General features: G+C 58.7%; 20 protein-coding genes. 13 read left to right on the top strand and 7 right to left on the bottom strand.

Features of this window, described 5'->3' with window-relative positions:
* Positions 1–83 precede the first annotated feature (83 nt).
* Positions 84–494 (top strand): hypothetical protein, encoded by a 411-nt coding sequence (locus BUA94_RS23350; protein WP_139251154.1) that lies wholly within the window; start codon positions 84–86, stop codon positions 492–494.
* Here the strand turns inward: BUA94_RS23350 and BUA94_RS15350 are convergent.
* The 3 genes from BUA94_RS15350 to BUA94_RS15340 all read right to left on the bottom strand — a co-directional run bounded on the left by BUA94_RS15350 (position 477) and on the right by BUA94_RS15340 (position 5,734).
* Positions 477–782, bottom strand: a complete 306-nt coding sequence (locus tag BUA94_RS15350) for a hypothetical protein (RefSeq protein WP_139251153.1) — start codon at positions 780–782, stop codon at positions 477–479. The genes BUA94_RS23350 and BUA94_RS15350 overlap by 18 nt on opposite strands.
* Before the next feature lie 172 nt (positions 783–954).
* The gene (locus BUA94_RS15345; protein WP_073014192.1) at positions 955–1,737 is read right to left on the bottom strand and encodes a hypothetical protein; all 783 of its coding nucleotides are present in this window, start codon (positions 1,735–1,737) and stop codon (positions 955–957) included.
* 325 nt (positions 1,738–2,062) lie between these two features.
* The gene (locus BUA94_RS15340) at positions 2,063–5,734 is read right to left on the bottom strand and encodes a vitamin B12-dependent ribonucleotide reductase (RefSeq protein ID WP_073014191.1); all 3,672 of its coding nucleotides are present in this window, start codon (positions 5,732–5,734) and stop codon (positions 2,063–2,065) included.
* A 686-nt stretch (positions 5,735–6,420) separates the two neighbouring features.
* Here BUA94_RS15340 and BUA94_RS15335 point away from each other — a divergent pair.
* Positions 6,421–7,254 (top strand): response regulator, encoded by an 834-nt coding sequence (locus BUA94_RS15335; RefSeq protein ID WP_073014190.1) that lies wholly within the window; start codon positions 6,421–6,423, stop codon positions 7,252–7,254.
* A 198-nt stretch (positions 7,255–7,452) separates the two neighbouring features.
* Positions 7,453–7,839: an NADH:ubiquinone oxidoreductase subunit NDUFA12 gene (locus tag BUA94_RS15330; protein ID WP_073014189.1), complete on the top strand. Its 387-nt coding sequence runs from the start codon at positions 7,453–7,455 to the stop codon at positions 7,837–7,839.
* 66 nt (positions 7,840–7,905) lie between these two features.
* Here the strand turns inward: BUA94_RS15330 and BUA94_RS15325 are convergent, their stop codons facing one another.
* The 3 genes from BUA94_RS15325 to BUA94_RS15315 all read right to left on the bottom strand — a co-directional run bounded on the left by BUA94_RS15325 (position 7,906) and on the right by BUA94_RS15315 (position 10,048).
* Positions 7,906–8,787 (bottom strand): NAD(P)/FAD-dependent oxidoreductase, encoded by an 882-nt coding sequence (locus BUA94_RS15325; protein WP_073014188.1) that lies wholly within the window; start codon positions 8,785–8,787, stop codon positions 7,906–7,908.
* Positions 8,788–8,790: 3 nt separating this feature from the next.
* Complete coding sequence (locus tag BUA94_RS15320) at positions 8,791–9,234, bottom strand: RrF2 family transcriptional regulator (protein WP_073014187.1); 444 nt, start codon at positions 9,232–9,234, stop codon at positions 8,791–8,793.
* A gap of 139 nt (positions 9,235–9,373) precedes the next feature.
* Positions 9,374–10,048 (bottom strand): alpha/beta hydrolase, encoded by a 675-nt coding sequence (locus BUA94_RS15315; RefSeq protein ID WP_073014186.1) that lies wholly within the window; start codon positions 10,046–10,048, stop codon positions 9,374–9,376.
* A gap of 407 nt (positions 10,049–10,455) precedes the next feature.
* Between BUA94_RS15315 and BUA94_RS15310 the strand changes: the two genes are divergently transcribed.
* The 10 genes from BUA94_RS15310 to tenA all read left to right on the top strand — a co-directional run bounded on the left by BUA94_RS15310 (position 10,456) and on the right by tenA (position 19,201).
* A complete protein-coding gene (locus BUA94_RS15310; RefSeq protein WP_235860613.1) occupies positions 10,456–11,550 on the top strand; it encodes a cysteine desulfurase family protein in 1,095 nt (364 codons plus the stop codon).
* Between the two features lie 146 nt (positions 11,551–11,696).
* Positions 11,697–13,169, top strand: a complete 1,473-nt coding sequence (gene sufB / locus BUA94_RS15305; protein ID WP_073014184.1) for a Fe-S cluster assembly protein SufB — start codon at positions 11,697–11,699, stop codon at positions 13,167–13,169.
* Positions 13,170–13,237: 68 nt separating this feature from the next.
* Positions 13,238–13,579 (top strand): GIY-YIG nuclease family protein, encoded by a 342-nt coding sequence (locus BUA94_RS15300; RefSeq protein WP_073014183.1) that lies wholly within the window; start codon positions 13,238–13,240, stop codon positions 13,577–13,579.
* A gap of 90 nt (positions 13,580–13,669) precedes the next feature.
* On the top strand, positions 13,670–13,954 hold the full coding sequence (locus tag BUA94_RS15295) for a hypothetical protein (protein ID WP_073014182.1): 285 nt from the start codon (positions 13,670–13,672) through the stop codon (positions 13,952–13,954).
* 42 nt (positions 13,955–13,996) lie between these two features.
* Positions 13,997–14,752 carry a Fe-S cluster assembly ATPase SufC gene (sufC, locus tag BUA94_RS15290; protein WP_073014181.1) on the top strand — a complete coding sequence of 252 codons (756 nt, stop codon included), beginning with the start codon at positions 13,997–13,999 and terminating at the stop codon, positions 14,750–14,752.
* A gap of 14 nt (positions 14,753–14,766) precedes the next feature.
* Entirely contained in the window at positions 14,767–16,086 is a 1,320-nt protein-coding gene (gene sufD / locus BUA94_RS15285; protein WP_073014180.1) for a Fe-S cluster assembly protein SufD, read from the top strand.
* Between the two features lie 270 nt (positions 16,087–16,356).
* A complete protein-coding gene (locus BUA94_RS15280) occupies positions 16,357–17,604 on the top strand; it encodes a cysteine desulfurase (RefSeq protein ID WP_073014179.1) in 1,248 nt (415 codons plus the stop codon).
* Positions 17,605–17,615: 11 nt separating this feature from the next.
* On the top strand, positions 17,616–18,011 hold the full coding sequence (locus BUA94_RS15275; protein WP_073014178.1) for an SUF system Fe-S cluster assembly protein: 396 nt from the start codon (positions 17,616–17,618) through the stop codon (positions 18,009–18,011).
* Positions 18,012–18,130: 119 nt separating this feature from the next.
* Entirely contained in the window at positions 18,131–18,514 is a 384-nt protein-coding gene (sufA, locus tag BUA94_RS15270) for a Fe-S cluster assembly scaffold SufA (protein WP_084082051.1), read from the top strand.
* An 18-nt stretch (positions 18,515–18,532) separates the two neighbouring features.
* On the top strand, positions 18,533–19,201 hold the full coding sequence (tenA, locus tag BUA94_RS15265) for a thiaminase II (RefSeq protein WP_073014176.1): 669 nt from the start codon (positions 18,533–18,535) through the stop codon (positions 19,199–19,201).
* Positions 19,202–19,262: 61 nt separating this feature from the next.
* Here the strand turns inward: tenA and BUA94_RS15260 are convergent, their stop codons facing one another.
* Positions 19,263–20,315 carry a GGDEF domain-containing protein gene (locus BUA94_RS15260; RefSeq protein ID WP_073014175.1) on the bottom strand — a complete coding sequence of 351 codons (1,053 nt, stop codon included), beginning with the start codon at positions 20,313–20,315 and terminating at the stop codon, positions 19,263–19,265.
* Between the last annotated feature and the right edge of the window lie 288 nt (positions 20,316–20,603).

Here is a 20,603-nt window from a genome sequence, read left to right as displayed (position 1 = left end):
TGTTCATTTCTAAATTTTCTTGAATACATTTGTTAACGTGTTTTGCTTTAGTTCTGAAAAAAATCATTTCAGGAATGTGAGATATGAGCCGTCAGTCAAGAGATAATGAACCTGAAAACATTGACTCTGACGAAGGTGAGGAAGGTAGGGGGGCTGCAAGCGTAACTAGCTTAAAGCCTCTTTCTGATAAAAGTGGGAAGACACGACGGCGCAGGATTGTTTCCGACAACAAGGAAGTCGCTTTCGAAAATAACTTCGATGAGCACTCTCCCGATTTAGCTCCTGCTTACGAAGAGCTTCTTCATGTGGAGAAATTGCCAAACGGTTGTGCAGTAGGTTATTTTAAAGGTCGATGGTATTTTTATTCCAGGAAGAATAAATGTCTGGGAAATAGAAAATATTACGAAGACGCTCTTGAAGCAGCCTTCAGTGTTTCTGTACCAGAAATTGAGGATGAAATCGAAGAATATTCCCCGTCACGTCCGGGTTTTTAGGTGGTTTTTAAGCCAAACAATTCGGATCTCTTTGAGTTCTCGAAAACGAACCTTTTGCTCTTCGTTGCCTATTTTCATTGCTTTTCTTCCAAAATATTTAATCATATTCATTAATCCGATTGAACCATGATTACGATCGTATTGAAGTAAGTACTCAATTGACCGAAGTTTAAGTGCGACTTCCTTATAGTCATCCCAATTTTCTTTCGGAACCGCCTTTTCGCGCCCGTCGACATTGACGATGTTGAATGGAAACAGTTCATCTCTTGGCTTTACAGGCTCAATCATCTTCGTCTCTCCTATCTGATTTGATGATGCCACCACTTTCTGCCGGCGCTATCTCTCGTGAGTGGATTTGTCCGTTCGGGGAGGGGCATAAGGACTGATCGGGGAAACGAACTATGGCTCTACCCAATGGCCGTGGGCGCAAGTTAGGAACGTGCGTCTGTCTGAAATTGAGTCACGAGACGATGGTGGGATCGGTGTCTTTCGGAGCGTTGCTCTTCGATCGATCTCTTTTCTTTAAATTGAAGAACGTCTCTTTCGAGGCGACCTTTCGCCGGCAATGTGTGTAGAACTCTGTCTCGACCTTGCGTAATGACATATAAAGATCGTGCACATTTTGGCGGGTGTGACGGTCAATTACGGTGTATTGGGCGACCAATTTGTTTAGAACTTGCGCGGACCAAATCAACTGATATGTCGAGTATGCGAACACCGCACGAGAGAATGCTTTTGTGGAAGCGTTTTCAATAGGGCCAGTCGTAACCGTCATTCTATTTTGGCGTTTGGTGACCGGAAATGCCAGATCCGAAAAAAGTGGGTTGCCGTGTTTGATGCCCGAAAGGGTACGGAAAATCTCGTACATGCGATTTGCTCGAGCTGCTGAGAACAGGCGAACAAGACTCGGTTTCATTCCCTCAAGTTTCCGTTTGGGGTTGTCATGCTCGATCCATGCCGTAGCACGTTTGATATCGCTCGCGACGTCGAGGAGGTCTATACGGAGCTCGAATACTGTGAGTGAAAGGATGGCAGCCTCGGAAATGTAGCCATCTTTGAGTAGTGTTGCTATCGCTTCATGAAGCCTGGCGATGCGGGCCGTGATCGCCATCGGTACAAATATGATCTCGTTGATCTTCTTATCGCCTTGCGCGAAATAAGATCCAATTCCAAGCATCAATTCCAGGGTCGCACCGTGGACTTTGTTTGAAATGTCGTCATCGACCTCCGTGCGTTTTGGCATTTTATCCTCCTGGAATTAAATCATGAGCATGTAGTTTCTTCTCGGGTTCAATAAGAGATTCTGGGCTTTCGCGCCCTCATTCTGCGGTTTCAGAAAGTGCACGGCCGAAACCTATCCAGCCACTTTCGGCCAAGTTTTACCATTCGTTCGATGCGCGGAGAAGTTTCATCGAAAGTAATGAGCCTACGTCATTAATCGTGGAAAGAGAAAACCCGCCCGATCGTCTCCGATGGGCGGGTTCTTTGTTTTAGGGCCGTTTGAGCCGCTTATTGGCCTAAATTGGCCATCCTATGCGACTCGGGACAGACAACAGTTCCGTCAGTCCTTAGCTGCAGCCGCTGGTGCTGCCGCAGGTGTCGCACTTCAGGCAGGTGCCGTTGCGTACCATGGTGAAGTTGGCGCATTCCGGGCAGCTTTCGCCTTCATAGCCCTTCATGCGGGCCTGGGCGATCTGCTGGGCAGCGGTCGACTTCGGGGCAGGGGCGGTGGAGATTTCCACTTTGGCTGCCGTTTCCGCACCGCGGGCAAAGGCCGTTGCCACTGCAGACGTCTGGCCGACGACCGTGGTGGTCAGTTCGGCGGCGATCGCCTGGGTCAGGCTGCCGGCCGGCTCGGTTCCGGACACGAGGCGGAAGCGCTCGGTCTGGCCGCGGATCAGGCCGTGAGAGACGATGCCCTTGGCCTTGCTTTCCGCTTCCGCAGCGCTCTTGCCGGACTGGCCGAAGACGTCCGGCGAGACATGGGCGAGATCGTTGCGGCCGAGGTAGGACACGGCCAGTTCGCGGAACACGTAGTCGAGGATCGACGTGGCGTTCTTGATCGCGTCGTTGCCCTGCACCATGCCTGCCGGCTCGAACTTGGTGAAGATGAAGGCGTCGACATATTCTTCCAGCGGCACGCCATACTGGAGGCCGAGGGAGACGGAGATGGCGAAGTTGTTGATGAACGCGCGGAGGGCAGAGCCTTCCTTGTTCATGTCGATGAAGATCTCGCCGAGACGGCCGTCATCATATTCGCCGGTCCGCAGGAACACGGTGTGTCCGCCGATCTTGGCCTTCTGGGTATAGCCCTTGCGGCGGGTCGGCAGCTTCTCCTGCTCGCGCACCACGCGTTCGACGATCCGCTCGACGATGCGTTCTGCAATGACTTCCGCACGGGCTGCCTGCGGCTTGGCCGTCAGCAGTTCCACTGCATCGTCTTCGTCCTCGTCCTCATCGGCCAAGAGCTGGGCGTTGAGCGGCTGGCTGAGCTTGGAGCCATCGCGGTAAAGGGCGTTGGCCTTCAGCGCCAGCTTCCAGGACAGCATGTAGGCGTCCTTGCAGTCCTCGACCGTCGCATCGTTCGGCATGTTGATCGTCTTGGAGATCGCGCCGGAGATGAACGGCTGGGCCGCAGCCATCATGCGGATGTGGCTTTCCACGGAGAGGAAGCGCTTGCCGATCTTGCCGCACGGGTTGGCACAGTCGAAGACCGGATAGTGTTCTTCCTTCAGGAAGGGGGCGCCTTCCAGGGTCATTGCGCCACAGACATGGGTGTTGGCGGCTTCGATGTCGGCCTTGGTGAAGCCGAGGAACGGCAGCAGTTCGAAGTCCATGGCTTCCATCTGCTCGTCAGCGACGCCAAGGGCCTTCATCTGCTCATCGCCGAGGGTCCAGCGGTTGAAGACGAACTTGATGTCGAATGCAGACTTCAGGGCGCCCTTCAGCTTTTCCAGGCTTTCGTCGGAGAAGCCCTTGGTCTTCAGGCTGGACGGGTTGATGCCCGGTGCCTGATCCAGGGAGCCGTGGCCGACAGCATAGGCTTCGATCTCTGCGATCTGGCTCGGGGTGTAGCCGAGCTTGCCGAGCGCTTCGGGAACCGCACGGTTGATAATCTTGAAGTAGCCGCCGCCGGCCAGCTTCTTGAACTTCACCAGGGCGAAGTCCGGCTCGATGCCGGTGGTGTCGCAGTCCATGACCAGACCGATGGTGCCGGTCGGGGCAATCACGGTGGACTGGGCGTTGCGGAAGCCGTTCTTCTCGCCAAGTTCCAGGGCCTTGTCCCAGGCGCGTCTTGCGTGCTCGATCAGGCTCTGGTCCGGGCAGGACACATGGTCGAGGGCAACCGGAGCCGTGCTCAGGGCCTCATAGCCGGTTTCTTCGCCATGGGCGGCGCGGCGGTGGTTGCGGATGACCCGCAGCATGTGTTCCGCGTTTTCCTTGTAGCCCGGGAACGCGCCCAGCTCACCGGCCATTTCGGCGGAAGTGGCATAGGACACACCGGTCATGATGGCGGTGAGGGCGCCGCAGAGCGCACGGCCTTCCGCGCTGTCATAGGAAATGCCGGAGGTCATCAGCAGGCCGCCGATATTGGCATAGCCCAGGCCCAGGGTGCGGAACTTGTAGGAGAGTTCTGCAATTTCCTTGGACGGGAACTGCGCCATCAGGACGGAGATTTCCAGAACGATGGTCCACAGGCGGGTCGCGTGTTCATAGGCTTCCACGTCGAAGGACTTATCCTCGCGGCGGAACTGCATCAGGTTCATGGACGCCAGGTTACAGGCGGTGTCGTCCAGGAACATGTATTCCGAGCAAGGGTTGGATGCACGGATCTCACCGGACGCAGGGCAGGTGTGCCAGTCGTTGATGGTGGTATGGTACTGGATGCCCGGATCAGCGGACGCCCAGGCGGCATAGCCGATCTGTTCCCAAAGTTCCTTGGCCTTGACGGTCTTGACCACCTTGCCGCCGCGACGGGCGGTCAGGTCCCAGGTGCCGTCTTCGACAACGGCGCTCAGGAAGCCGTCGGTGACGCGCACGGAGTTGTTGGAGTTCTGGCCGGCAACCGTCAGGTAGGCTTCGGAATCCCAGTCGGTGTTGTAGACCGGGAATTCGATCTTGGTGAAACCCTGACGGGCGAACTGGATGACGCGCTGGATGTAGTTTTCCGGCACCATCATCTTCTTGGCCGCGCGGATTTCGCGCTTCAGGGCCGGGTTCTTGGCCGGGTCAAAGCATTCGCCATTGTCGGCTTCGCAGTTGACGCAGGCCTTCATGATCAGGCTGAGGTGCTTCTGGCAGATCTTGGAACCGGTGACGAGCGCGGCAACCTTTTGCTCTTCCTTCACCTTCCAGCTGATGTAGGATTCAATGTCCGGATGGTCGACATCGACCACGACCATCTTGGCCGCACGGCGGGTGGTGCCGCCGGACTTGATCGCGCCGGCTGCCCGGTCACCGATCTTGAGGAAGCTCATCAGGCCGGAAGACTTGCCGCCGCCGGACAGCTTCTCGCCTTCGCCGCGAACGCGGGAGAAGTTGGAGCCGGTGCCGGAGCCATATTTGAACAGACGGGCTTCACGCACCCACAGGTCCATGATGCCGCCTTCATTCACCAGATCGTCCTCGACGGACTGGATGAAACAGGCATGCGGCTGCGGGTGTTCATAGGCGGTGGCGGACTTCACCAGTTCGCCGGTCTGGAAATCGACGTAATAGTGGCCCTGGCTCGGACCGTCGATGCCATAGGCCCAGTGCAGGCCGGTGTTGAACCACTGCGGGCTGTTCGGCGCCACCTTCTGGGTCGCCAGCATGAAACGCAGTTCGTCATAGAAAGCCTGGGCATCGGCTTCGCCATCGAAATAGCCGCCCTTCCAGCCCCAGTAGGTCCAGGTGCCGGCGAGACGGTCGAAGACCTGGCGGCCATCGATTTCGGAACCATAGCGCTGATCTTCCGGCAGCTTCTTGAGTGCCTTCTCGTCAGCTTCGTGGCGCCACAGCCAGGACGGAACAGTGTTTTCCTCAACCGGCTTCAGCTTGGCGGGAACGCCAGCCTTGCGGAAGTACTTCTGTGCCAGGATGTCTGCTGCAACCTGGGAAAACTGGGCCGGAACCTGGATGTCCGCCAGACGGAACACGATGGAACCATCCGGGTTGCGGATCTCGCTCGTAGCGGTCCGGAATTCGACCTCGGCGTAAGGGGATTGTCCCTCTTTGGTGTAGCGCCGCTCAATCCGCATTCCTCGTCCCCTTTTAAGTCCCGGTCGGATGCCCGCTCGCCGCCGGCGGCATCCTCATGCCTCAAGTCGAAAGTGTCGGTGCCGGACGCTCATCTGCCGTCGCGCTGGTGGTAGATCCGGCTTGTCGTGGATTGGCTCAGCTTGGGGCCGAGCCGCTCGAACAACGTTATCTTGTATTTCGAGTGGTGAATGAACACTAAATGTAGTGTCTTTCAACAGATTTGTCACGGGGGTCTCTGAGACCCGGACACACGAACAGCGTCCACCCGGAAGGCTGGCTTGCCGAGCCGGGAGGGACACGCTGATTACGCTTGAACTGGGGGGTGGGAGCCCGAGAACACAGGCCCCGCTTACGCACACCGCAACGATTGGAAATCTAGTGTAAACGGACTTTTAACGTCAAGCCGAAGCCGACAAGCTCTGGTGTGTAAATTGTGGGCATTCGCTAAATCTTGTGTGTCGCTGTGGATAGCGGGGAGGGGAACCGGGCAAGCCGATTCTGCATCTTTGTCCCCATGTTCAGGCCTTTGAAGGCCCGCAAGCCGCCAAAAGGCCCAGTAAATCAAGACTGGGCAGATTCTATGAAAGTTTTAAGAAAATTGCCGTGACCGGTTTCAGCGGCATTTAAAGCCCCCTGTGCATTGTGGTTTCCGGGATAAACGGGGATCAGCAGGGGCTTTGCCAGAATGAAGAACCATGCAGCCTACGGGCTTGAGATGGAAGATCTCGATGTGGTGGTTGTCGAGGACAGCAAGCCCATGCAGACGATCATCCGGTCGATCCTGCTGAGCTTCAAGGTGGCCCGGGTGCGGGCTTTTGATTCGGTCGATGAGGCTCTGCAGTCAATGCTGGCCGAACCGCCGAATGTGATCCTGACAGACTGGCGCATGGAACCTGCCTCCGGCTACCAGCTGTTGCGTCTCGTTCGTCATAAACACATGGATCCGCTTTGTTTTGTGCCGATCCTGTTCCTGACCGCTCATGGCACACGTGCACTGGTCGACCGGGCTTTGAGGGCAGGCGCACATCATCTTCTGGTCAAACCCGTTGCCCCCTCGACCTTGTATAGCCGCTTGCGCTGGCTCTTGACCGATGACCGGTCGCTGGTTCTGGAAAGCACGGGCTTCTACAACATCCTGGGGGTCGATCAGCTTCTGGACGCGGCGGCGGAAAAGATCCAGACCCTGGAAAATGCCCGGACCTATCACCAGCAGGCCATTCAGCGCCTGGCAGCAGTACAAGATATAGTCGACAAGGAATTTGAGCGCACAGCTGTTGAAACCGAAGAAGTCATGATCCCGGAAAATCCGGCGATCGGGGCTGAGGCCAGGCAGCTACAGGCGGAAGCGGCAAAGGTTGCGGCACAGGCACGTCCGATCAAGAAAGTCCTGTCCAAGCTGGGCGCAAAAGGGGCAAAGAAGGCGGCGGCAAAGGCTGCCAAGGAAAAACTGCCTGCGTCAGCCTATGCCAGCACCCACAGGGAGCCCGGGCGCCGTCCGCCCAATGCCTCACGGGGCTAACGAGGTCAGTGCAGCGTCCAAAACGCGCTCGATCCGAGGAAAATGCCGTCTTTAACGGGGACTTGCGGCATTGCGGCACTGGACAGGCGTAAAGTGAGGCGGCATAGTCCGGCAAAATTCGGCTCGCCAGACCTTGCCTGAAGCTCGGTGGCTGAGCCAGTGACTGACTGACTTGCGCGAAGAGGACCCGGCAGGGCGATGAAGAACTTCCTGATCGAATTCTTTACCTGGTGGAACGGCCAGACCATGGGAACCCGCTTCTTCACGTGGCGCAAGGGCGAGTTCGTTGGCGAAGACGAGTTCGGCAACAAGTATTACCGTGAGCGTGGCGGCAAGAAGCGCTGGGTGACCTACAACGGTCCGGCCGATGCGTCGTCCATTCCTCCGGGCTGGCATGGCTGGATGCATCACCGCGTAGACACGCCGCCGGTTGATGAGAGCTACCACGCGAAGTCCTGGCAGAAGCCGCATGAGCCGAACCACACCGGCACTGCGAAGGCCTACCGTCCGGATGGCTCCATCCTGACCCCGGAAAGCCGCCCGCAGGTGACTGGCGACTACAAGGCCTGGACCCCGGGCGAGTAAGACGCCTTCTCAACAAAAGTTTCCAAAGGCCCGCATTTGCGGGCCTTTTTCGTTTGTGTGGCAGGCTCAGAAAATGAGCGTGCGGTGGATGTTGGCGCCCGCCCAGGCGCCGTCTGCGACGGCGAGAGAGACAGAATGCGGGACCTTTGCCGCATCCCCGCAGGCAAAGGCACCTGCTATGGTCGTTTCCTTGCCGGCACTTGTCCGGATCTGCTCGCCAAAGGGCGTGACCTCGGTTTCGCAACCAAGTGTCTCCGCAATCCTGCTGGACGGCGCGCATCTGGGGGCCGTGAACCCGCCGGCGAAGGACAAGGTGCGACCATCGTCCAGTTGGATCTCGAGACCACCGGAGAGCTGAAGGATCGGGGCCTCCTCGATGGTTACGTTCCTGGCCGCCAGATCCCGTCGCATCTGGTCATCAAGGTCGATGGCCCGATTGGTGAAAAAGGTGGTCGGGCCCCATTCCGGCAGCATCAATCCCTGGTGGAGGGAGTTCGGACCGGTCGCGATCACCGCGATCCTGCCTTGATCCAGCTCGTAGCCGTGGCAGTAGGGGCAATGGAAGACATGCTGTCCCCAGAGCTCGGGCAGCCCTTCGATCTCGGGCAACTGGTCCGCGACACCAGTTGCAAACAGGACACGTCTTCCCTTGTGAACGGATCCCTCTTTGTCGGTCACTTCAAAGGCGTCGAGGGTGCCTGATGCGGAGATGGCCTGCGTCTCCTTGAAGGTCAGGGTCGGGTAGGCAAGCAATTGGGCTCTGGCGGTCTGCGCAATCACGGCGGGATTGATCCCGTCCTGGGTCAGAAAGCCGTGAGAATGGCTAGCGAAGCGGTTTCGTCTCACGCCCGCATCGAGGATGAGCACCTTGCGCCGCGCGCGCAGGAGTTGGAGAGCCGCAGCCATTCCGGAATAGCTGCCGCCTACGACGATCACGTCATATTGCATCTGTCAGTCTTTCTTGGGTCTGGTTTGGTCGAACCGGCAGGCGAAATCTTCCGCCAGCTGGGCAAGGGTGATCTGTGAAAACCGGTCCAGAAGCAGGGCTTCGGCTTCCTGGAAGGCGCCATCAAGGGCAGCGTTCACGGATTGCTCGACAAGGCATTCTGGGCGTTCGTGGCGGTTGCCGATGGCAAAGACCGCCGGTTCTCCCAGAACTTCATGCAATTGGCGCAATGTGACCTGTGTGAGGTCTGCGGTGATGCTCCAGCCGCCCGCATGCCCCTTGGACGAAGAGACAATGCCTGCCTTGCGCAAGAAGCCCATGGTGCGCCTGACGACCACCGGATTGGTGCGCATGCAGCAGGCAAGCTCATCTGACGTGAGCGGTGAGCCCCGCTCTGCCATGTGCAGAAGGGCGTGGAGAACGGAGGAAAGGCGGCTGTCGATTTTCATGTAACTTTATTTATTACGTGAAATCATGTTTCGCAATGGCGGACGTCAAATTTTCTAAAATGGCTCGGGGTAAGCGGAGGTCAGGGCAATAAAAAACCCGCCGGTAAGGGCGGGTTTTTGAAAGCTTTGGAGGCGACGCTTAGCTGCTGGAAACCGGCAGGTAATCCTGAGGGGTGATGCCCAGGCGGCGGTCCAGATAGCTGCCGCAGCGGTCCATCAGGTCGTCCACGTCATTCTCGAAGAAGTGGTTCGCGCCCGGCATGATCTGGTGATCGATGACGATGCCCTTCTGGGTCTTCAGCTTGTCGACCAGGGTCTGGGAATCCTTGAGCGGCACGACCTTGTCGTTGTCGCCATGGATGATCAGGCCGGAAGACGGGCAGGGGGCCAGGAACGAGAAGTCGAACAGGTTCGCGGGCGGGGCAACGGAGATGAAGCCTTCCACTTCCGGACGGCGCATCAAGAGCTGCATGCCGATCCAGGCGCCGAAGGAGAAGCCGGCGATCCAGCAGGAACGGGCATCCGGATGAACGGTCTGTGCCCAGTCCAGCGCTGCCGCTGCATCGGAAAGCTCGCCCTGGCCGTGGTCAAACGCGCCTTGCGAGCGGCCGACGCCGCGGAAGTTGAAACGCAGCACGGCGAAGCCGCGCTGTGCGTACATGTAGTACAGCTGGTAGACGACCTGGTTGTTCATCGTGCCGCCGAATTGCGGATGCGGATGAAGCACGAGAGCAATCGGAGCGTTCCGCTTCTTTGCGGGATGGAACCGGCCTTCCAGCCGGCCGGCGGGACCGTTAAAGATCACCTCAGGCATGAAGCGCAATGTCCTCAGTCTTGGCCCGTTTTCAAGGGGCAGAAATGCCCATCGGGCGGATCGGGTTCTGTCTACGTGAAAGCCCTAAGTCTAAACTTGACTCACAGGTTCCGAGTTTCTAAAACCCTTGTTTAGAATTATTCGAAACTCGGCGCGGCTCCTCGAGAGGTGCCGCCGGAGCGGCTGCTAACCCATCAGGGCCAGCGCGTCGTTTCGCATTTGGGCACCTTTACGCCATCCGTCCGGAAAATTTCAAGTTTTCCGTGCGCGGCAAGCGATAAAACCGTGCCGGGATCGAATCATCGTCCAAAACACGCAAGCAGACGGCAGTCATGAACGCGAAGCGGCCACATGTTTATCTAGATCACAATGCGGGCGCGCCAATGCGGCCTGTTGTGAAAGATCGCATGATCGAGGTCATGAGCGATGTGGGCAATGCTTCGTCCGTCCACAGCGATGGCCGCAGGGCCCGCGCCCGGATCGAAGCGGCTCGCGAGGCCGTTGCGGGGCTTTGCGGTGCGCGCACAAGGGCGGTTACCTTTGTGTCGGGTGGCACCGAAGCCAACATGACGGCCCTGACGCCGCAGTGGCAGGATCAGGGGGCGCCCTTCTATCTGGATCGTCTTCTGCGCAGTGCCGTCGAGCACCCATCCGTTGTGGCGGGGGGGCGTTTTCCGGCCATGTCTCAGGAGGTTCTGCCGGTCGGACGGGATGGCATCGTCCTGCTGGAGGAGCTGGAACAGCGTCTTTCTGAGAATGAGCCTGCGCTCGTCTCCGTCATGGCGGCGAATAACGAGACCGGCGTGATCCAGCCGCTGGAAGAGATCGGCCGTCTGGTCAAGGCTGCCGGTGGCTTCTTCCATGTGGACGCGGTTCAGGCTGCTGGGCGCATGCCCATCGATCTGGAGGCCTGGCAGGCGGATGTGGTCACCTTGTCCGCGCACAAGTTTGGCGGCCCGCAGGGCATGGGTGCGGTTGTTGTCCGGTCCACCGCGCGCGTGCCCTCGGCCCTTCTGACGGGCGGCGGCCAGGAAAACTGGCGCCGGGCCGGCACGGAAAATGTCGCCGGGATCGCAGGATTTGGCGCCGCAGCGGAAGAGGCGCGGGGCGAGGGCGAAGATAATGCCGCAATGAAGGCGCTTCAGGACTCGCTTGAAGCGGGTCTCAGGGCTATATGTCCCGATGTAACGATCTTTGGCGCGGATGCGCCCCGGCTCGCCAACACCACCTGCTTCGCAGTCGAAGGTGTTGCCGCTGAAACCGCGCTGATCGCGTTCGATCTGGAGAGGATATCGCTGTCGTCGGGATCTGCCTGTTCATCGGGCAAGGTCTCGGTTTCCCATGTGCTCAGCGCCATGGGCGTGGACGAGGCGGCCGCCCGTTGCGCCCTGCGTGTCAGCCTCGGGTGGAACAGCACACAAGCAGATGTTGCCCGTTTCCTGGAAGTCTGGCCGTCGATTGTCGACCGGCTAAACCCCAAGGCCAGGAGCCGGGCTGCCTGAACGGGCAAAAGACGAAATCCAGCGCCGGCTCAGGTCAGGCGCGACATCCAACGGCCTCAGCTGCGCGTATCCGGAACGGGAAGCGCGCCTTGCGGGCCAGATTTTGAAAGCCGGGGCGCAGGTCCCGATGAGACGGAGTAAACGACATGCCGGCTGTGCAGGAGACGATCGACAGGGTCAAGGAGATCGATGTCGATCAGTACAAATATGGCTTTGTCACCGAGATCGAGTCCGAAGTCAGCGCCAAGGGCCTTTCCGAGGAAACGGTCCGCTTTCTTTCGGCCAAGAAAAACGAGCCGGAATGGATGACCGAATGGCGCCTTGATGCGCTGCGCCGCTTCCAGACCATGGAAGAGCCGACCTGGGCCCGCGTTTCCTATCCGAAGATCGACCTGGATGCGCTCTACTACTGGGCAGCGCCCAAGTCCGTTGAAGGCCCCAAGAGCCTCGACGAAGTCGATCCGGAGCTGCTGGCGACCTATGAGAAGCTGGGCATTCCGCTGCGCGAGCAGGAAATTCTGGCCGGCGTGGAGCCGAAGAACCGGGTTGCCGTCGACGCCGTGTTCGACAGTGTTTCCGTCGTCACCACCTTCAAGGAAGAGCTGAAGAAGGCTGGCGTCATCTTCTGTTCCATCTCCGAAGCGCTGCGCGAATATCCGGACCTGGTCAAGAAGTACCTCGGCTCCGTGGTGCCGGTCACCGACAACTATTATGCGACGCTGAACTCGGCGGTCTTCTCCGACGGCTCCTTCGTCTACATCCCGGAAGGCGTCCGCTGCCCGATGGAGCTGTCGACCTATTTCCGTATCAATGAGCAGAACACCGGCCAGTTCGAGCGCACGCTGATCATCGCCGACAAGGGCTCTTACGTGTCCTATCTGGAAGGCTGCACCGCGCCTCAGCGCGACGAGAACCAGCTGCATGCAGCTGTCGTCGAGCTGATCGCGCTCGATGATGCCGAAATCAAGTACTCGACGGTCCAGAACTGGTTCCCGGGCGACAAGGACGGCAAGGGCGGCATCTACAATTTCGTCACCAAGCGCGGGGATTGCCGGGGCAAGAACTCCAAGATCTCCTGGACCCAGGTGGAAACCGGGTCTGCGGTGACCTGGAAATATCCGTCCTGCATCCTGCGCGGCGACAATTCCCGTGGCGAGTTCTACTCGATCGCCGTGTCCAACGGCTATCAGCAGGTGGACAGCGGCACCAAGATGATTCACCTCGGCAAGAACACGTCGAGCCGGATCATTTCCAAGGGCATTTCCGCGGGCAAGTCCCAGAACACCTATCGTGGTCTGGTCTCTGCCCACAAGAAGGCCTCCAACGCCCGCAACTTCACCCAGTGCGACTCGCTGCTGATCGGTCAGGACTGCGGTGCGCACACGGTGCCCTACATCGAGAGCAAGAACGCGACGGCCCAGTTTGAGCACGAGGCAACCACCTCGAAGATCTCCGACGACCAGATGTTCTACTGCCAGCAGCGTGGCATGAATGAGGAAGAGGCCGTGGCGCTCATCGTCAACGGTTTCGTCAAGGACGTGATCCAGCAGCTGCCGATGGAATTCGCGGTCGAAGCCCAGAAGCTGATCTCGATCAGCCTGGAAGGATCGGTCGGCTAATGCTTAACCCCTCTCTTCGTCATCCTCGGGCCTGTCCCGAGGATCTGCTGGACGGAGAGGAATAGGCCATGTCGGGGTTTGTTTACATGATGTCAGACAAACCCCGGGGCGTGATCTACACCGGTGTGACAAGCGATCTGCCAAAGCGGATCTGGGAACATCGGGAGGAAGTCCGAAAGGGTTTCACAACGAAGTACAAGGCCAAAAGCCTTGTCTGGTTCGAAAGTCACCCGAGTATCGTCTTGGCGATTCAGAGGGAGAAGTCTTTGAAGCGCTACCGGCGTGATTGGAAAATCGAGCTGATCGAGGGGCTGAACCCGACCTGGCTCGACCTCTATGAACGGATGGGTGAAATCGAGAATGTCTATCAACCGCACCGGAACACAAGGATGTGGGATGACTACAATTAAGACGCACCATTTTCGTGCGGACAGGCGGGTAGATCCTCGGGACAGGCCCGAGGATGACGAAGCGGAAATTGTTCGTGCGAGGGTTGGCTAATGAACCCTGATGCTGTCGTTGCAGCTCATAAACTGAGTACCCGGCAGCGGCAGCGCTATCAGAATGACACGCAGGTTGGCTGCTTCTACTGCGAGGCGGTCTTCCTGGCCAAGGAAATTGAGGAGTGGTGTAACGAAATCGGCGAGCGCGAGGTCACGGCTATGTGTCCGAGATGCGGCATCGATTCCGTCATTTCCATTCAAGAAGTTGCTGAGCTGGGCGTGAGTGGGGAAGAGTTTCCCAAGCTCTTGAAGGCGATGAGCAGACGCTGGTTTAGACAGTGAACTGCGAGCCGCCCCGGCCGGACCAAAACGAAGGTTGAAGTAATGCTTGAGATCAAGAACCTGCACGCCCGCATCGCCGAAGACGGCTCTGAAATCCTGCGCGGCATCGATCTGACCGTGAACCCGGGCGAAATCCACGCCATCATGGGTCCGAACGGCTCGGGCAAGTCCACCTTGTCCTACATCCTGGCGGGCAAGGAAGACTACGAGATCACCGAGGGTGAGATCCTGTTCAACGGGGAAAACCTTCTGGAGATGGAACCGGATGAGCGCGCTGCTGCCGGCGTGTTCCTGGCCTTCCAGTATCCGATCGAGATCCCGGGCGTTGCCACGATGGAATTCCTGAAGACGGCCATCAACGCACAGCGCAAGGCGCGCGGCGAAGATGCCCTGTCCATTCCGGATTTCATGAAGCTGGTGAAGGCAAAATCCGCAGACCTGAACGTCACCATGGACATGCTGAAGCGCCCGCTGAACGTCGGCTTCTCCGGCGGTGAGAAGAAGCGTGCGGAAATTCTTCAGATGGCCCTGCTTGAGCCGAAGCTCTGTGTGCTGGACGAAACGGACTCGGGCCTCGACATCGACGCCCTGCGCATCGTGTCGGAAGGCGTCAACAAGCTGCGCTCGCCGGACCGCTCCATGATCGTGATCACGCACTATCAGCGCCTGCTCGACCATATCGTCCCGGATGTCGTTCACGTCCTCTCCAAGGGCAAGATCGTCAAGACCGGCGGCAAGGAACTGGCTCTGGAGCTGGAAAAGAACGGCTACGCCGATTACACCGGCGCAGCAGCCTGAGCGGGGTTGGAGACATGAACGTGACCACACCGATCAATCTGACGCAGGCGGAAACGGGTCTTGTCGACCGGTTCGATGCAGCGCGGACGGGTCTCGCCGGGTCTGATGCCGTCGCAGCTCTGCGCGCGTCGGCTGCCGGTCAGATCAAGGCCAAGGGTCTGCCGCACCGCCGGGTCGAAGAGTACAAGTACTCCGATCTTCGCGCTTTCCTGAAGTCTGCAGCGCCTCTGGCGGCTGCCGTTTCCGTGGACGAGGCGAAGGCCGCCCTCGGCGCAGCCGACATGCTCGGCGAACTCGACCGCTACCGGATCGTGATTGCCAACGGCTCCTATGTGGCCGAACTCAGCGATGTGGCGGCTCTTGAAGCGGAAGGCGTGAGCCTTGCCGACTTCAATGCGGCGCTTGCTGGTGACAAGGGCGCCGCGCTTCTGGCGCAGCCGAAGTCTGCCGGAACCGATGGCGTCCTGGCCCTCAACACCGCATTTGTTCAGGGCGGCGTCGTCTTGAGCGTGAAGGCGGGCGCAGAGGTTTCCAAGCCGGTCGAGCTGGTGCAGATCGCCGTCAGCGAAGGTGCCCAGGTGACCCGTTGCCGCGTGGAGCTGGGTGAAGGTGCTAAGCTGCGCCTGGTTGAGACCTTTGCGGGCAAGGCCGGGGCAGGGGAAACCAATGCGGTCTTCGACTATGACGTCGCGGACAAGGCCCATCTGGCAACCACCCGTCTGATGATCAGCGAAGGGGCCGGCGCCGTTCTGGCGACCACCCTGTCGCGCATCGGCGCGAAAGCGGAACTCAAGACGCTCTGCTTCATCGCCGGACCGGACTTTACCCGCAACCAGCAGTTCGTCGCCTTTGCCGGCGAGAACTCCGAAGCCAAGATCTATGGCGTCACGCTGGCCCGCGGCAAGGCTCTGGCCGACCAGACCCTGATCGTTGACCACGCTGTGCCTCATTGCAACAGCCGCGAGTTCTTCAAGACGGTTCTCGATGATGATGCCCGTGGCGTTTACCAGGGCCGCATCAATGTTGCCCAGCACGCCCAGAAGACCGACGGCGAGATGATGACCCAGGCTCTGCTCCTGTCCGAAGGCGCAGAAATGGCCAACAAGCCCGAACTGGAAATCTTCGCTGACGACGTAATCTGTGCCCATGGCGCAACCTGTGGCGAGATCGACGAGGACCTGCTGTTCTATCTGCGTGCCCGTGGCATTCCGCTGGAAGAAGCCAAGACCCTTCTGGTTCTGGCCTTCCTGTCCGAAGCCATCGAGGAATTCGCTGAAGAGGACGTGACTGAGATCCTCGAACAGCGCGTCCGCGACTGGCTGGCGGCGAAGTAGGGAACGCGGATTGCAAATCCGCAGCGTTTCTGAGGGCTATACCTCTCCCCGGCGGGGAGAGGTCGGACCAAAGGTCCGGGTGAGGGGGCGGCTTCCGTCCTCGTGAACGAGCCCTCACCCCAGCCCTCTCCCAGAGGGGAGAGGGAGCGCGCTCTGGAAATGGGCAGGCCAGTCATGGCAAACCGTTTGCAGACAAGATCGAGAGAACCGGGTACGCCCGGTTTCCGCAAAACCCTCTGGGGTCAGATTTTCTGGTAAGGAGCAGGCGGCATGACGGTCGCGACGGCAGAACTCGATAAGGCCTATGATGTCGAGGCCATCCGCAGGGATTTCCCGATCCTGTCGCGTGAGGTCTATGGCAAGCCGCTGGTCTATCTGGACAATGGTGCTTCCTCGCAAAAGCCGCAGGCCGTGATCGATGCGGTGTCCAAGGCCTATTCGATGGAATATTCCAACGTCCATCGTGGCCTGCATTTCCTGTCGAACCTTGCGACCGACAATTATGAAGCCGCCCGCGAGAAGGTCCGCCGGTTCCTGAATGCCCCGTCCGTGGACGAGATCGTCTTCACCCGGTCCTCGACCGAGGCGATCAACCTGGTGTCCTATGGCTTGGGTCCGGATTACTTCAGCGAAGGCGACGAGATCGTCCTGTCGATCATGGAGCACCACTCCAATATCGTGCCCTGGCATTTCCACCGCGAGCGCAATGGCGCGAAGCTGAAGTGGGTCTATGTGCGCGAGGATGGCTCCTTCGACCTTGATGCCTTTGCGGACACGCTGTCGGACCGCACGAAGCTCGTGGCGATCACCCAGATGTCCAATGTTCTCGGCACTGTTGTTCCGATCAAGGACGTGTGCCGGATCGCGCATGAGCGCGGCATTCCGGTTCTGGTTGATGGCAGCCAGGGCGCGGTTCACCTGCCGGTGGATGTGCAGGACCTGGGTTGCGACTACTACGTCTTCACCGGCCACAAGGTCTACGGCCCGTCGGGCATCGGCGTGTTGTGGGCGAAGACCGACAAGCTGAAGGCCATGCGCCCGTTCATGGGCGGCGGTGAGATGATCATGGATGTCACCGAGGACCGGGTGACCTACAATGAACCGCCACACCGGTTCGAGGCCGGTACGCCGCCGATCGTCCAGGCCATCGGCCTTGGCGCAGCTCTTGACTACATGGATGCGATCGGGCGCGAGCGGATCGCGGCTCACGAGGCGGACCTGTCTGCATATGCCCATCAGCGGCTGTCGGAAATCAATTCGCTGCGCATCTTCGGAACGGCGCCGGGCAAGGGGGCGATCGTGTCCTTCGAGCTCAAGGGAGCCCATGCCCATGATGTCTCCACGATCATCGACCGGGCCGGTGTTGCCGTGCGGGCCGGAACGCATTGTGCCCAGCCGCTCTTGGCAAAGTACGGTGTGACGTCTACATGTCGGGCAAGTTTCGGTCTCTACAACACGCGGGCGGAAGTCGACGTGCTGGTGGAGGCCCTGATCAAGGCACAGGCATTCTTCGCCTGAGGACGGAAGATATGAGTGAGATGACCACCATCGACACCAATGAAGCCGGAGAGGAACTGCGCACCGACGTGGCCGCGACCTCCAGCATTCCGGCTGCGGAACTGGACCGTCTGACCAACGACATCATCGGTGCGCTGAAGACCGTCTACGATCCGGAAATTCCCTGCGACATCTACGAGCTGGGCCTAATCTACAAGGTCGACATCGAGGATGACCGCTCGATCAACATCGACATGACCCTGACCGCTCCGGGCTGCCCGGTGGCCGGTGAAATGCCGGGTTGGGTACAGAATGCCGTTGAGGCCGTTCCAGGCATTGGCCAGGTCAATGTGGAGATGGTCTTCGACCCGCCCTGGTCGCCGGAGCGTATGTCCGACGAGGCCAAGGTGGCGCTCAACTGGTATTGATCTTCAAGGGTCTGGTTTCGGGGCAGGGGTTTTGAACCACTGCCCCAATGCCTATATGGTGGAAGCAGGATTCGTAATGCGATGCTCTCCGGCATCCTTTCCGGGACAAAGAGGCTGACATGGGCGCTATGCGCAAATTCCAGGTGATGACACTGACCGAGGCCGCCGCCGAGCGCGTGCGCGAGCTGGTCGAGAACTCCGACAAGGATGTGCTCGGGCTGCGCGTGGGCATCAAGAAGGGCGGCTGTGCGGGCATGGAATACACCATGGAGCTGGCCGAGGAAGCCAAGGCCGGTGACGATGTCATCGAGGACAAGGGCGTGCGGCTCTATGTGGATCCGTCCGCTGTCCTGTTCCTGCTGGGCACGGAAATGGATTTCGAGGTCACTAAGTTCCGCTCGGGCTTTATCTTCAAGAACCCGAACGAAGTGTCTGCCTGTGGATGCGGCGAGAGCGTGTCCCTTCAAGCTGCCGACCCGAACGCGCTGTCTGCCGGCGCCTGAATCCGAGATTAAGTCTTCATGTCCAGTTTCTTTGAACGGCTTCGCGCCGACAGTCTTGCTGTCTGGCAGGACTACACCCGTCATGCCTTCGTTCAGGGGCTTGCCGACGGCAGTCTACCGGAAGAAGCCTTCCGGACCTATCTGGCGCAGGATTATCTGTTTCTGATCCAGTTTTCGCGCGCCCACGCGCTCGCCATCTACAAGGCTGACAATCTGGCTGACATGCAGGAGGCCCTCGCAGGCCTGAAAGCCATTCTGGACACGGAAATGGACCTTCATGTCGGCTTGTGCGCAGGCTGGGGCCTGTCGAAGGACGAGCTTCAGAAGCTGCCCGAGGCGAGCCAGACGATTGCCTATACCCGTTTCGTGCTTGAGACCGGCATGCGTGGCGATCTGCTCGACCTGCAGGTCGCGCTTGCCCCTTGCGTCCTTGGTTATGCGGAAATCGGGCGGGACAACCTGACTGCCCAGCCGCAAGGCCCCGCTGCCAAGTCCTACCGCAATTGGCTGGATGAATATTCCGGCAGTGGCTATCAGGGTGTGGCGCAGGCCTTTTCGGACTGGATGGACCGCACGGCCGACAGGTATCTGACAGAGGCCCGCTATCCGGCCCTGCTTCAGACCTTCACCCAGGCAAGCCGGCTTGAGGCCGATTTCTGGCGAATGGGTCTGGATGCGGCGCGCTGATTAGTGCTGCTGCGCCTGTATTTTCCAAGATTAACGGGGCAAGAGCGTGCCTGAGTCCTGCTCAGGCAACTTCCGTGCGTTCTCTGAGGTCTTTCTCGGTGACGACGAGATTGCGGCCATTGCGCTTGGCCGTGTAGAGTGCTTCGTCGGCACGGGCAACTAAGCCATGGGCGGTGTCGCCCCGGCTGTACATGGAAATGCCGATCGAGACGGTGATACGGCCCAGATTCTCTCCGGTGGATCGCTTGAGCAGTTCCTTGGACATGACGGAAGACCGGATCTTTTCAGCTACATCATGCGCCTCTGCCAGGCTGGAGCGCGGCAGAATGATCGCGAATTCCTCGCCACCATAGCGGCACGGAACATCGTGCGGCTTGACGCTCTGCTTGGTGGTCAGCGCAACGAGGCGCAGAACCTGGTCACCGGTCTGGTGGCCATAGGTGTCGTTGAAGCGCTTGAAGTGATCGATGTCCGTCAGGAGCAGCGCCATCGGCTCGCCGGTATGGTCGGCCTGGGCAATGCTCTGGTCCAGAGCCGTGTCGAAATGCTTGCGGTTGCCGAGTGTGGTCAGTTCATCGGTCAGGGACTCGTAGCGGATTGCTTCCAGATTGGTCTGAAGCACCTCGAACTGGCGCTTGGATTCCATCAACTGGGCCTCCAGTTTGGAATTCGAGACCATGGCTTCCCGCGTCGCGTGAACCATCATCGTGATGAAGGCTTCCAGTTTCTTCGGGTCCTGAAGTTCCGGCAGGATGTTCGTCGCCTTGCGCAGCGACAGGCCATAATCGGATGCCGCATTCACGCTGTGCTTGAGGGAGTCGATCAGCCCTTCGACTTCCTTTGAGACCTTCGAACCAACGTCATTGAGACGGTCGCCAAGGCGGGTCGGGGAAAGATACTTGCTGTAGAGCTGCTGCATGTCCTCGGACGAGATATTGCCCTTGTGGCGCAGGATCTCGTTCACGGCACGATTGAGGCCGTGGTTGTAGCCAGAGGAATAGGTGTACCAAAGCTCATAGCTCTTCGGATAAGCGGGCAGGCTGTTGCGCTTGATATAGGAAATGGCTGACTCGCCGTAGACAATTGTCCTTTTGAAGTCGTCATCTTCCGCCATGGTTTGCCCGCTTCCGGAAATAAGTGAGTGCAACATTTGTAATGAATGGAGCTATCGTCAAAATCAACAATAACGCTTAAATTAAAGTTAAAGCGCCCGGTGGCTCAGGGTTTCGTTTTGTCATTGTTTGGTGAGGGTAAAAGGGCGAGGTCTATTTCTTTGAATGTTTTGGTTGTATCTATATATTTTATTTAATTTGAATGATTGTTTGACGCGATTTGTGTGAGCTGGAAACTTGGTCTTCTGCCTCATCTCTTTCATAAAATGAAGGAACTTGGACGAGGAACG

Origin of the sequence: Roseibium suaedae (assembly GCF_900142725.1) — a bacterium.
Lineage (GTDB): Bacteria > Pseudomonadota > Alphaproteobacteria > Rhizobiales > Stappiaceae > Roseibium > Roseibium suaedae.
Note: the sequence above shows the minus strand (reverse complement) of the source record. Positions and strands in the feature narration are given on the sequence as shown.

Coding starts and splice junctions, on each gene's coding strand:
- BUA94_RS23350 (WP_139251154.1), top strand. CDS start 84: ATGAGCCGTCAGTCAAGAGATAATGAACCTGAAAACATTGACTCTGAC.
- BUA94_RS15350 (WP_139251153.1), bottom strand. CDS start 782: ATGATTGAGCCTGTAAAGCCAAGAGATGAACTGTTTCCATTCAACATC.
- BUA94_RS15345 (WP_073014192.1), bottom strand. CDS start 1,737: ATGCCAAAACGCACGGAGGTCGATGACGACATTTCAAACAAAGTCCAC.
- BUA94_RS15340 (WP_073014191.1), bottom strand. CDS start 5,734: ATGCGGATTGAGCGGCGCTACACCAAAGAGGGACAATCCCCTTACGCC.
- BUA94_RS15335 (WP_073014190.1), top strand. CDS start 6,421: ATGAAGAACCATGCAGCCTACGGGCTTGAGATGGAAGATCTCGATGTG.
- BUA94_RS15330 (WP_073014189.1), top strand. CDS start 7,453: ATGAAGAACTTCCTGATCGAATTCTTTACCTGGTGGAACGGCCAGACC.
- BUA94_RS15325 (WP_073014188.1), bottom strand. CDS start 8,787: ATGCAATATGACGTGATCGTCGTAGGCGGCAGCTATTCCGGAATGGCT.
- BUA94_RS15320 (WP_073014187.1), bottom strand. CDS start 9,234: ATGAAAATCGACAGCCGCCTTTCCTCCGTTCTCCACGCCCTTCTGCAC.
- BUA94_RS15315 (WP_073014186.1), bottom strand. CDS start 10,048: ATGCCTGAGGTGATCTTTAACGGTCCCGCCGGCCGGCTGGAAGGCCGG.
- BUA94_RS15310 (WP_235860613.1), top strand. CDS start 10,456: ATGATCGAGGTCATGAGCGATGTGGGCAATGCTTCGTCCGTCCACAGC.
- sufB (WP_073014184.1), top strand. CDS start 11,697: ATGCCGGCTGTGCAGGAGACGATCGACAGGGTCAAGGAGATCGATGTC.
- BUA94_RS15300 (WP_073014183.1), top strand. CDS start 13,238: ATGTCGGGGTTTGTTTACATGATGTCAGACAAACCCCGGGGCGTGATC.
- BUA94_RS15295 (WP_073014182.1), top strand. CDS start 13,670: ATGAACCCTGATGCTGTCGTTGCAGCTCATAAACTGAGTACCCGGCAG.
- sufC (WP_073014181.1), top strand. CDS start 13,997: ATGCTTGAGATCAAGAACCTGCACGCCCGCATCGCCGAAGACGGCTCT.
- sufD (WP_073014180.1), top strand. CDS start 14,767: ATGAACGTGACCACACCGATCAATCTGACGCAGGCGGAAACGGGTCTT.
- BUA94_RS15280 (WP_073014179.1), top strand. CDS start 16,357: ATGACGGTCGCGACGGCAGAACTCGATAAGGCCTATGATGTCGAGGCC.
- BUA94_RS15275 (WP_073014178.1), top strand. CDS start 17,616: ATGAGTGAGATGACCACCATCGACACCAATGAAGCCGGAGAGGAACTG.
- sufA (WP_084082051.1), top strand. CDS start 18,131: ATGGGCGCTATGCGCAAATTCCAGGTGATGACACTGACCGAGGCCGCC.
- tenA (WP_073014176.1), top strand. CDS start 18,533: ATGTCCAGTTTCTTTGAACGGCTTCGCGCCGACAGTCTTGCTGTCTGG.
- BUA94_RS15260 (WP_073014175.1), bottom strand. CDS start 20,315: ATGGCGGAAGATGACGACTTCAAAAGGACAATTGTCTACGGCGAGTCA.